Source organism: Candidatus Dependentiae bacterium (assembly GCA_026389065.1).
Lineage (GTDB): Bacteria > Babelota > Babeliae > Babelales > Chromulinivoraceae > JACPFN01.
Map to the genome: position 1 here is coordinate 1 of JAPLIP010000019.1, position 10,768 is coordinate 10,768.

The 10,768-nt window shown below is 34.9% G+C and carries 12 protein-coding genes and 1 tRNA gene; 8 read left to right on the forward strand and 5 right to left on the reverse strand.

Features of this window, described 5'->3' with window-relative positions; all coding sequences use genetic code 11:
• The 8 genes from NTU89_00760 to NTU89_00795 form a co-directional block, all read left to right on the forward strand.
• The coding region (locus NTU89_00760) for an NlpC/P60 family protein (protein ID MCX5923076.1) at positions 1 to 1,057 on the forward strand (1,057 nt) is incomplete at its 5' end.
• Between the two features lie 127 nt (positions 1,058 to 1,184).
• On the forward strand, positions 1,185 to 1,580 hold the full coding sequence (locus NTU89_00765; GenBank protein MCX5923077.1) for a hypothetical protein: 396 nt from the start codon (positions 1,185 to 1,187) through the stop codon (positions 1,578 to 1,580).
• Positions 1,581 to 1,776: 196 nt separating this feature from the next.
• On the forward strand, positions 1,777 to 3,129 hold the full coding sequence (locus NTU89_00770; GenBank protein MCX5923078.1) for a hypothetical protein: 1,353 nt from the start codon (positions 1,777 to 1,779) through the stop codon (positions 3,127 to 3,129).
• A 178-nt stretch (positions 3,130 to 3,307) separates the two neighbouring features.
• Positions 3,308 to 3,384: transfer RNA gene (locus NTU89_00775), tRNA-Arg, on the forward strand.
• A gap of 270 nt (positions 3,385 to 3,654) precedes the next feature.
• Positions 3,655 to 4,617, forward strand: coding sequence for a polymorphic toxin-type HINT domain-containing protein (locus tag NTU89_00780; GenBank protein ID MCX5923079.1), 963 nt, complete (start codon positions 3,655 to 3,657; stop codon positions 4,615 to 4,617).
• Positions 4,614 to 5,321, forward strand: coding sequence for a hypothetical protein (locus tag NTU89_00785; protein MCX5923080.1), 708 nt, complete (start codon positions 4,614 to 4,616; stop codon positions 5,319 to 5,321). The genes NTU89_00780 and NTU89_00785 overlap by 4 nt, the downstream gene beginning before the upstream one ends.
• 203 nt (positions 5,322 to 5,524) lie before the next feature.
• Entirely contained in the window at positions 5,525 to 6,043 is a 519-nt protein-coding gene (locus NTU89_00790; protein MCX5923081.1) for a hypothetical protein, read from the forward strand.
• 83 nt (positions 6,044 to 6,126) lie between these two features.
• A complete protein-coding gene (locus NTU89_00795; GenBank protein MCX5923082.1) occupies positions 6,127 to 6,687 on the forward strand; it encodes a DNA-3-methyladenine glycosylase I in 561 nt (186 codons plus the stop codon).
• A gap of 177 nt (positions 6,688 to 6,864) precedes the next feature.
• Here the strand turns inward: NTU89_00795 and NTU89_00800 are convergent, their stop codons facing one another.
• The 5 genes from NTU89_00800 to NTU89_00820 all read right to left on the reverse strand — a co-directional run.
• On the reverse strand, positions 6,865 to 7,845 hold the full coding sequence (locus tag NTU89_00800; protein ID MCX5923083.1) for a hypothetical protein: 981 nt from the start codon (positions 7,843 to 7,845) through the stop codon (positions 6,865 to 6,867).
• Between the two features lie 217 nt (positions 7,846 to 8,062).
• The gene (locus NTU89_00805) at positions 8,063 to 8,281 is read right to left on the reverse strand and encodes a hypothetical protein (protein MCX5923084.1); all 219 of its coding nucleotides are present in this window, start codon (positions 8,279 to 8,281) and stop codon (positions 8,063 to 8,065) included.
• 30 nt (positions 8,282 to 8,311) lie between these two features.
• Positions 8,312 to 9,964, reverse strand: coding sequence for a trypsin-like peptidase domain-containing protein (locus NTU89_00810; GenBank protein ID MCX5923085.1), 1,653 nt, complete (start codon positions 9,962 to 9,964; stop codon positions 8,312 to 8,314).
• 151 nt (positions 9,965 to 10,115) lie between these two features.
• The gene (locus tag NTU89_00815; protein MCX5923086.1) at positions 10,116 to 10,397 is read right to left on the reverse strand and encodes a hypothetical protein; all 282 of its coding nucleotides are present in this window, start codon (positions 10,395 to 10,397) and stop codon (positions 10,116 to 10,118) included.
• Positions 10,398 to 10,474: 77 nt separating this feature from the next.
• Positions 10,475 to 10,768 (reverse strand): hypothetical protein (locus tag NTU89_00820; protein ID MCX5923087.1); only part of this gene is annotated, 294 nt, incomplete at its 5' end.

A 10,768-nucleotide genomic window follows, 5' to 3' on the forward strand; every position in this document is an offset into this window, starting at 1 on the left:
GCAATCTTTTACAGATTTTTCAAAAAAAATGATTGTAACTTCTTGCGTTGCTGATTTGAGATATCAGCCAAAAGCAAATGACCGAGAATTAAAACTTCCAACATCAGATCAAACTAATCCTCTTCAAATAACACAACTTTTACTTGGTGAGCATGTAGTTGCTCACCAAGAATTTATGGATGAAAATAAAATATTATGGCTTAAAGTTAGCGCGCTTCAACAACAATTTTATCATATTCCAGATGGATGGCATGGATATCCAGGTTGGATACAGGCTAAAGATGTCATAGAAGTTGAAAAGTTTCCAAGCTACAACATTGTGGTAAATCAATACACTGCTGATATTTTTGATGAAAAAAATCAAGCTATTTGTACCGTTTCTATTGGCACGAGGCTTCATGGAGAAAAAATAAATAGCGATACCTGGAAAGTATTTCTACCCAATGGACAAAAAGGATTTCTGCATGACGGTGATGTCTATTTCATGAATCCAACAGTCCAAGAATCAATTGAAGATTTGCGAAACAGCATTGCCAAAACATCATTAAAGTTTTTAGGGGACTTTTATTCCTGGGGCGGCAGAAGCGCACAAAATGATCAATTTATTTCGAGTGTTGATTGTTCTGGGCTTGTTGGACTGAGCTTTTTAGCACATGGATTACAGTTGCCACGCATGTCCCATGAACAGTTTTTACACTCGCAAAAAATTGATTTTTGTTCTGAGCTACAAACTGGAGATTTAATATTTTTCGTTTCTATCACAAAACATTTTACACGCATGGATCATGTCATGCTCTATCTTGGAAACAGCCTGCTTGAAGATAAAAAAATTTGTGGACAAATTATAGAAGCAACACCAGCCCAAAATCATGTAGTGCGCATTGTTTCCTTTCAAGATCGCATGGGAACAGAGTGTAATCAAATTACCTCTGGCGATATTGCAGATGATCAAGGATATAAATTCTATGTCTATTTTGGCTCTTTTTTACATGATGCAAGTATGATACAAAAACTTCGAAACGATGCTTTGAATCATGAATACACAGAAATTATATAAACTTTTTTGACTATGAAATAATCGATGATAACCTTACCTGTACAAAGTTTATATCGACATTAAAAAACATACGCCATTTTTACGCTAAGAATTTAATCAACTCACAAAATAAAAAGGAATCATTGCTATGAACCGTCATATTATCTTTTCATTCGTATTATTTTTAAGCATACAAACAAAAATATTTACTTCTGACACTCCTCGCTCAACGCCTAGATCAACTCCAAGAATGACATATGAACAACTTCAATTTCAACTTTTTGCTAATTTTGCGATAGCTGAATACAGCTCTAAAAATCCAAACGCTATCCCGAGCTGCATTCTTACAAGCGATAAATCATCTATTGACCACGTATCACAAGCTTTAAATGAACAAAAAGAACTTAAAAATGCTCCACTAGATACTCAAGTACTCGTTGGCGGACTTCAATTCAGACAAGCTTTTAAAGGTATTGGCAAAAGCAATGGCTGGGAATTTAATGCTTACTATTCCTTGATAAACAATTTTAAAACATGGCTTTAAAACAAAAACATCTTTTCATTTTTTCATACTCACTTGCATAAGTAAACTAAGATTTTTTTCACCTGATTGATAAAAACTCTTTACAATCGAGCACAAATAAAAATATAGTTTTTTCATCGCTACTAAAACCTATAAAAAAAGAGATGCTTATGAAAAAAATCTTATTTTCGTTACTTTTGTCCCCATATAGATGCTTATGAAAAAAATCTTATTTTCGTTACTTTTGTCCCCATATTTTTTAATGGCTTCAGAAGGAATGGAAGCTGAATACAAAGCAGCTGATTCTGACCTTGCAGCAAAACGAGTAGCTGAAAATAAAGCTCAAGATGAATTTTGGGTAAAAGAAGATAAGGCAAAAGCAGCGGTTAGACTTAAACAAGGATTCTTTGAAAGAGCTTTTCACACCATGGCAACTGATGGTGCAAATGATGCTGAAACAGAAAAAGCTCGTAATATTATCAGACTCGATACAAGCAGAGAGCGATTACAGCAAGACCTTAAGATTCAAAGCGAGCAAATAGCAACATTTAGAAAAAATAATGAAGAGATTAACAAAGACCCAAGACTTAAAAGCTTACTTGATTTAGCAGACATGAAAACATTCATGGAAAAAAGCCCAGAAGAAAGAGCGGAATTTGTAAAAAATATTAAAACAAGTCTGCTGGACTTGCAAGACACGTCGATTTCGCCAAAAGCCCTTTCCAAGTTAATAAAATTCTCTAAATCATGCTTAAAACTTCCCGAAGAAGCAACTAAAGCATTAGAAGCTCTTGATACAACAAGCCAAATAGAAGTAAAAAGTCTTGCGCAAACAGAGACAACAACCGTTAAAGTTAGCCTTCACGATGCATTAAAATCATCTCTGGATGAACAAATAAAAGCCCTTGAGGCATTCAATGACGAAATAAACAGCACAAAAGAAGATATTAAAAGCATTAAAAATGTCAGACTTCTTAAAAACATAGGAATTATAGCTTTCTTAGTTCTTGGGACGGTTGCAGGAATTTTACTTCTTGCGCATGGAGCTATAATTATCGGACCAATTGTTTTAGGCATGGAAGCTTTTGCCATAGCTGCAAAAGTAGGATTTTTAGTGTTCCACAAAGCTAGCCATGCAGAAAATGAAAAATCTATAAAAATTCAAAATGATTTCCTAGATGCAACTGCAAAACTAATGCCAGAAACAACAAAACTTCTTCGTGCTGAGGCTTATGAAAGCAACGCAAAAACATTAACAGAAAGAATAGATCTAGGAATAAACAATTTATTAGGCGACGATGGCAAAAAATATTACCAAACAGCAAAAGAAAACATTAACAAGGCTGCCAAATCAATAGGCGATTTTAATAAAAAGATAGCAAAAAGCTTTGCTGATTCTATTACAACATCTTATTCTGAAGGCAAACAACGAGCAAAAAGTAAGGCTCCTGCTGTCGTCTCAGATGCTGACTTTCAAGAATTTAATGTCGGACCAGCTAAACCAACAGCTCAGGTAACAAATGAAAAATCAGGAGATGGCGACAATGCGCCATATCAAGTTCCGGCATAAAAAATTACATTAAACTTTTTAGGGTGATGGCAAAATAATGTCATCACCCTTTTTCTTGTGATGAATCATTTTTTATAACTTTTATGTTTTCAAAAAAATACAGCATGTTATAATGTTTTTATCTAAGACAGCATTCTAGCTGCAAAAACATATTCCTTTTTTGAAATTAAATTTATGTGCGCCTGTAGCTCAACTGGATAGAGTAACGGACTTCGAATCCGTGGGTTGTAGGTTCGATCCCTACCGGGCGCACCAGCTTTCGCCAAGGCTTCAGCTGGCACGGCCACTACTGAACGAAGAAAACAATATTAGAAACATTGACATACAAAACAAAAGCGAAAGCTGTCCGACGAAGTAAGCGAGTGAAACGAGACACGTAGTTTGGACAATAAAGATCAAAAGTCATTTTCCGGCCGTGCATTTGCCAAAAACAGACTTTGGTAAAAATTCATTGTTAATTCTTTTTGCATAATCCCACAAACAAATTAAACTTGATTGCATGATAAACAACAATCAAGAGCAATCATGAACAAGCAATTCAAATTATCAATTCTTCTATCTTTCCTTTTCTTTTCAACAAACCTACTACCTGGTTTTGCAGCTGGAACAATGGTCAAAACACCTTTTGGATACACATCCATTGAGCAGCTACAATCAGGAAATATTGTTTATTCAATTGCCAAATCTGGTGATTGCTGCTTAAGCAAAGTAAAAAAAACAACATCCTATTTTTTATCTCGAGCCATTTTAATTTCGGTTGGAGATGATGCCATCATTGCAGCGCCACAACAAAAATTTTACGATCCTGAAAAACAGATATGGTGCAAGGCAAAGCATTTACAAAAATCAATGCCACTACTTTCAGGGCACAAAGATATTGTAACCATTGATGATATTGAATTTCTTGACGGTGAGATTGAATTTTTTGATGTTCAACTTGATAATCAGCATACGTTTTTTATAGGCACGCAAGACATAGTTGTGCATAATTTCCCACCATTTTTTATAGGGTTCTCGATTGCTTTTGGTGGCGGAGTCTCTTTTGAAGGTCTTTATTGTGGCATTTGCATTGCTGGTTGGTGGCTAGGTACACAACTTTTAAAGCGTGGTAAAAGCGAAAAATACAATCCTACGTTTTCTGTTGGCAGCTCACCTGCATTTGCTGGTGGCCCTGATCCAGAGGATGAAGATGAGTGGACATATGGTCGATATAAAGAATCTCCCAAACATCACCCTAATGCCCGCAATGGAATTGGTAAGCCACCTCGAAAAGGTCAAGCGGCATTAAACAAATCAATACAAATTAAAAACGGTCCAGATCGTATAGCTATTGAAGACAATCATTTTGTCGTTCTTAGGCAAACAAGCAATCGAGTATTTCATGGATACATTATTGAAGAATTTAAAAGTCTAAGGCGCCCTGAACGAGAAGCTTTATTTTATGCAAAATTAGTGCGACATATCGCCAATGGAGGAATTATAAAATGAATAATCATATATTTCAAATTAACTCATATAGCTACATAGAACTATTTCCCACTCATATTTCTGTTGATCAAATTTCATTCATGAATGAAACTAAAGTTATTTTACATCAAGACCAAACGCAACTTTTAATTGGCATGGCATGGTCTCTAGACATTGTTAATGATTTAATTGAAAAATTAACAGCCACATTAACTAATGATTTAATATTTCATTACTCAAATAGTCCAAGTCCATCTATCTTAGATAATGAATTTTTAGTCTCAGAAGAATTACGCCCTTTTATTGAAGAACATGCAGATAACTCGGGAAGGCCAAAATCTGTCAGCATGTCAAAATATCTTCTTTGCACTACCAGAACAGAGGTTAATCCTGATCTTGGTGTTTGGATGTATAATGACATGAACAAAAATATCATTCTTGAAATCGGTGAAAATTTTACATGGCCTGATCTACCAAATGAGAATGATTTTATTCAACCAACAGATCCAATAGTTCATCAGTTTTTTCAATACATTGATTCGTATCAACCACTCATTAAAATGACGATTAATCAGGAGACAGCTCAAACCTGGCTTAAGCAAGCGCAGCAACTAAAAGACCTCATATATTTTAACGAAGTAGCGCAGTGTTCAGACTGTATGACAAACAAACATAATGAAACATCAGAAAATCCTGTTGTTCACATGAAAGACTCTACAAAGTAGCTTCAGCCTTTGACGCCTTAGAAGATTGAATTGGATAATGGCTACGCTTCAAAAATAAAACTTAACTAACTTTATCAAGAGTGTATTTTTATAAAAGGATTAGATTGGATATTTGATGCTGACGCGCTTGGAAAAATAATTTTAGATAAACATAAAGGCCCAACGGGTAGATTTATACCATACAAGGAATTAATATTTTATTCATGAGTCATGCTGCAATTAAAAACTGGGATGAATTACAAGACCTTTTAGAAGATCCTATATTTCTTTCTGGAAACACCTTTTCAACTAAAGAAGAAATTAGTAATAATATCTGGTCAATAACATTTGACCAAGATTTTGTAAAAACTATTCAAGTTAAAGATCTTGAAAAATTTATATCACAATTATTATCAAATCGATCAGAACAAATTAATAATAAATTTAATGCTATTCCAGCAACATTTTATCTTTGGTATGACGCACAATCAGTTCAATTAAAATTTAATATTTTATCTGGGAAAAATATTAAATTGCCATTTGGTTGCAAATTAAATATTTTAAATTCTCCTATGCCAATTTTTCAAAAGTTTTTAGATGAAGCACAAGCAGAAATTAATCCACTTGATTTTCAAAATTTTACATTTCTTAATCCTGGGGATCCTGGATTTGAAGAAGAAGAAGAAGATACAATAGATTGGATTCTAGATGTTTATGTGACAATATTGCCACAATCAATTTGAACTAATTCTATCAAAAAAATGTTTTCATAAAATAAATTGCGGATAGTTATTCTAAAAATAAAATTGTAAGAATTGTGAGAAATATGATAAAAAAACGTTGCTTTGGAAACGGAGCTGGAAAAGAATTTTATGCTACATATCATGACAATGAGTGGGCAGTTCCTGTACACCAAGATCAAATGCTTTTTGAAATGCTCATTTTAGAAGGTGCTCAAGCTGGACTGAGCTGGGAAACAATTCTTAAAAGACGCGACGGATATCGAAACGCTTTTTATAATTTTGATGTTACACAAGTTGCAAGTATGTCAGATGATCAGCTCGAAGCATTAAGACAAGACCCTGCAATTATTCGCAATCGATTAAAAATTTATAGCACTCGTAAAAACGCTCAAGTATTTTTATCTATCCAAAAAGAATTCGGTTCTTTTAATAATTATCTTTGGAATTTTGTAAACCATCAACAAATCGTAAACCGTTGGGAGACTAACTCTGATGTACCAACAAGCACAAAAGAAAGTGATAAGCTTTCAAATGATTTAAAGAAACGAGGCATGAAATTTGTAGGATCAACAATCATCTATGCCTACATGCAGGCTATTGGAATGGTTAACGATCACATTGCTGATTGCTGGCTATCTAAGTAAAAAAGTATAAAGCCGCAGAGTCTTAAAACTACGGCTTTATACTTTTCAAAATTATTTTATGTAATAAACTTTAAGGCAAAACTAAGTTCGCCCATGATACTCCCCAACTACTTATTCCTCCTGATTGTGCGCCAGAATACTCTTGAATAGTCCAAAAATCACGATCATTTGAAGGATCTACAACTGTGTTGCTACAGATGGCCGCATGGTGCTTAGTGTATCACCAGCTAATCGATATGAATAAGCTGCTGATGGAAACCGCGATGAACTAAAACAAGAATACCCAACTAAAGCATCGTTTCTAGAATTTACAGAAATGGAAGGAAAGGCATAAAAAAATCTACCGTTTGTTGCTGTAGCAAGCGTATCTTCAATACGACCGCGTTGAATTACAGCTCCTGATGTATTTAATTGCCACCATTGTGCAGCAGTACGAGTTGGCGTACCCGTTGCTGGCAAAATAACTGTATGCGCCGCCCAAATAAAACCATTTCTATAAACCGCATTAATTATTCTAGAATCATTTGTAGCAATTCGCAAAGTTGTCGTAGATTGTGGCGCAAAACCTTTATTTATCCTTGGTGAATTTGAAGCCCAAGGCGCTGGAGAAACAGGGCTTGCTATTGTAGAGAGTACCGGAGCTCCATTTGTTCCAGTCGGCGTAATTTGATACAACCTTAGATAACCTTTGCCGCCACTGTTGCCATTCCAATCTTGCACCAAATATTGAGTCGTTATCGTATTGTCATAGGTCTGTACCGGAAATTGAGAAAAACCAATTGAGCTACTTGAAAGCAGCGTAAAAGAAAGAGCTCCATGAGCATACAACTGCGCCTTATTTATCACATAAATATGCGATCTATTTGCAGCTCCGTTGCTAATATTGAACATATTTGCCTGTATAGTAATCCAGTTTTTATTAAATCCCATAAGTGGTTGATCAACCCAGACAAGATTTGCCCCATCAGCATCAATACTATATAAATACCATACTCCTGTTGGATCACTGGTTGCAGACACTGCAATTAAAATGGCTGAAGCTGGCGAATTATCATTTGCTGATGCAATAAAAATCCAGCGATTATTATATTTATCATAAGCAATACGAGGATCAAAACAATCAGGATTTCCACCAATAGGTGCCCAAAAAGAATTCATGGTGACTGAACTTATAACAGCTCCAGTTGTTTTGTTACTAATCGTTATTAAATCATTGAGTGGGGTAACGATATGATTAAGGCCTACAGCTCCTTGAGTATCTGGTGGAATGGTGACACCTGTATCTGAAATGTTTGGAGAATTTGGACCTTGCTGCCCGCATCGATATTCATTATTAGTAGAATAGACTTCAAGGTCTTCTTTTTCTTCTTGATCATCACCGCAATCTATACCCAGGATTTATTGGAATTTCCATAAATGGTTTTTGTTTTTGAATTATTCCGTCATGAATACTTTTATGTATTGAACTGTTAATCGAGCTCATGTCAACCATAGCCCGAAGAGGCAAATCGCCATAACTTGTTGTAACATCATCTTGAGAATTAATAACTGGAACGATACCAATTAAAAACAAAAACAAATTTTTCGACTTCATATTATCTCTTTTCCTTTTTATAACAAACAACTAAGCCATAACTGGCTGAACAGCAACAGACTGGTTTTCTTTCTGCATTAAATTGACCATGCCTTGAGTAATTTTATATCCAAAAATAGTAGCAAGTGATCGCTCTGCTTTTAAAACTTTTTCTTTGCAAAGTGCGATTAAAATATTATCTGTTGTTTCAACGGTAATAATTTCACCTGAATGAAGTAATGCTTTGCGTAAATCATCAAGAGTTTTTACATCGATACCATTTACTTTTTTTAGAATTGAACCGGCAATGTGTAATCGAGCTCGATAGGCTGGAGAATCTTGCATTACATGAGTAACCACTAAAAGAGGCTCTCCTTGATTTTTTTCTTCACTATATTTTATCAGTGTTGGAACCACAGGAAGTAAAAACTGTAAATGATTAAGCATAAATGGCATGACAACATAACCACCAAAAGCTTCGAATGGTAATTCTTCATACTCTGTAAAAACCTGTCTGATTGGAGCGAGCTTTTTTCTATCAAAAGTACACTCAAAGCACATTTTTTTACCCTTGCGATACACAGTCATTGACACTTTTTGACCAACTGCCAACCTTGCAATGTATTCAGATGTTGAAATTTTATCTTCACTCCAAGGAACAATCATTTCACCGTACAAATCAATTGAAATACCGTTTATTTCATAAATCATATCACCAGGCTTCATCTGACCATAAAGCGGACTATCCGTTAAAACATCAACTACATACGTACCACCTGGTAAAGGATTGCCCAAAGCCTTAACCAATTCTTCTGTCCCAATTGATTGATAGAGTCCAAGATAAGGTTTTCGAACAAGGCCCCCTGCTCGTAAATCATTTAAAAATGGTTTGATGTCATTAATTGGGATAACATAGCCAACGTTTTGAGCTGACATAATACCCGAACTATTAATTCCGATAACATTTCCACAACAATCTACGGATGGACCACCAGAGCTTCCAGGGTTAATAGCTGCACTAATTTGAATACTTCCACCCTCTCTACCACTAACCACTCCTGTTGTACTTTTTAATGATTGCTGCCCTAACGGATAACCTAAGGCAATAATTTCTTGAGAACGCATCACGCTATCAGAATCACCAAGTGGTAAAAATGGCATTTTTCCAAGAGTTTTAACAATCATTTCAACATCATCGGGTCTAAACTTTACTAATGCAAAATCTTTTTCTGGCATAAGCCCAACCAAATCTACTTCAAACTGATGTTTACCAAATGCTGTAATTTGCGCCATGATACACGTAGAACCATTGACAACATGAGCATTCGTAATCATTTCGCCCTGCTCATTTATAATGAACCCAGATCCTGTACATCTTCCCTGTTGAGGAGTTTTATATGGCTGTAAAATATTATGTTCAGCATTTGTTACAAATAATTGCACAACGGTATTTTGTAAATTTTTTTGTAACCTGAGCCACAGCTGACATGATGAAGCAGAGATATTTTGATAAGATGAATAATCAACTGGCTGAACAGGAACAGAAGGGTTCTCTGCTTGATTTAAATCTATTAATTTTTCTTGAAGAATCAGGATCGACTCTTCGATCATACAAAATTGATTGTAGGTTTTATGAGCAAAAACACCAAGAATGCAACAAATTGTGATCATGCTACCTGTTAAAACAATAGACAAAGCCTTCATAAAAAAATCCTTTTTTTGTTTAAATTTCACCATGCAACTGTGCACATTTTAATGAAATTGCAAAAAAATAACCAGCTGTTTTAAAAGCTGGTTATTTTTAACAAACTAAAAGTATTTTTAATAAAATTAAAATCGCGTCTCACGTCGCATTTTAGCGATTTTCTTCTGGATTTGCCAAAATAATTCGCATTCTAGGATCCACCTTAACATTCATCACTCTTTCATATTTTTTGATATCCCTATCCATTTTTGCCATATCAACAGGCTTTGTTCCAACGTTTTCTGATCTTTTTGCTACTAAAGCAGGCGGAGCCTTTTCATCAAATCCTGCTTCTAACTGATTATTGTGCGTCAGAATAATTCGCATTCTAGGATCCAGCTTAACTTTAAAAACTCTTTCATACTCTTGGAAATCCATATCCATTTTTGCCATATCAACAGGCTTTGTTCCAACGTTTTCTGATCTTTTTGCTACTAAAGCAGGCGGAGCCTTTTCATCAAATCCTACTTTTAAATAGCCTTTTCATCAAATCCTACTTTTAAATTTCTATTTTCTTCTTCCGACATAGACGATTTTCTTGTTACAGATGAAAGAGTCGGCTTGCTCCCAACAGAAGTTGAACTGATAGATTTATTATTGATAGATTGCTCAATAGAATCTAATTCTTTCTCTAACTCTTTAAGAATTGATTCTGGCACCGTTGATATATGATTAGCTTTCAAAAGATTATATAAAGTGTCCATTTTAGCTTGGAACGCTTCTAGCTTACTACGACTATCTCTGCCAATATCCTTTCTATCTAA

Excerpts from the sequence above, each read along its gene's own strand:
- NTU89_00780 (MCX5923079.1), top strand. The coding sequence starts at position 3,655 with ATGAACAAGCAATTCAAATTATCAATTCTTCTATCTTTCCTTTTCTTT.
- NTU89_00785 (MCX5923080.1), top strand. The coding sequence starts at position 4,614 with ATGAATAATCATATATTTCAAATTAACTCATATAGCTACATAGAACTA.
- NTU89_00770 (MCX5923078.1), top strand. The coding sequence starts at position 1,777 with ATGAAAAAAATCTTATTTTCGTTACTTTTGTCCCCATATTTTTTAATG.
- NTU89_00790 (MCX5923081.1), top strand. The coding sequence starts at position 5,525 with ATGAGTCATGCTGCAATTAAAAACTGGGATGAATTACAAGACCTTTTA.
- NTU89_00765 (MCX5923077.1), top strand. The coding sequence starts at position 1,185 with ATGAACCGTCATATTATCTTTTCATTCGTATTATTTTTAAGCATACAA.
- NTU89_00805 (MCX5923084.1), bottom strand. The coding sequence starts at position 8,281 with ATGAAGTCGAAAAATTTGTTTTTGTTTTTAATTGGTATCGTTCCAGTT.
- NTU89_00815 (MCX5923086.1), bottom strand. The coding sequence starts at position 10,397 with ATGGCAAAAATGGATATGGATTTCCAAGAGTATGAAAGAGTTTTTAAA.
- NTU89_00800 (MCX5923083.1), bottom strand. The coding sequence starts at position 7,845 with ATGAATTCTTTTTGGGCACCTATTGGTGGAAATCCTGATTGTTTTGAT.
- NTU89_00810 (MCX5923085.1), bottom strand. The coding sequence starts at position 9,964 with ATGAAGGCTTTGTCTATTGTTTTAACAGGTAGCATGATCACAATTTGT.
- NTU89_00795 (MCX5923082.1), top strand. The coding sequence starts at position 6,127 with ATGATAAAAAAACGTTGCTTTGGAAACGGAGCTGGAAAAGAATTTTAT.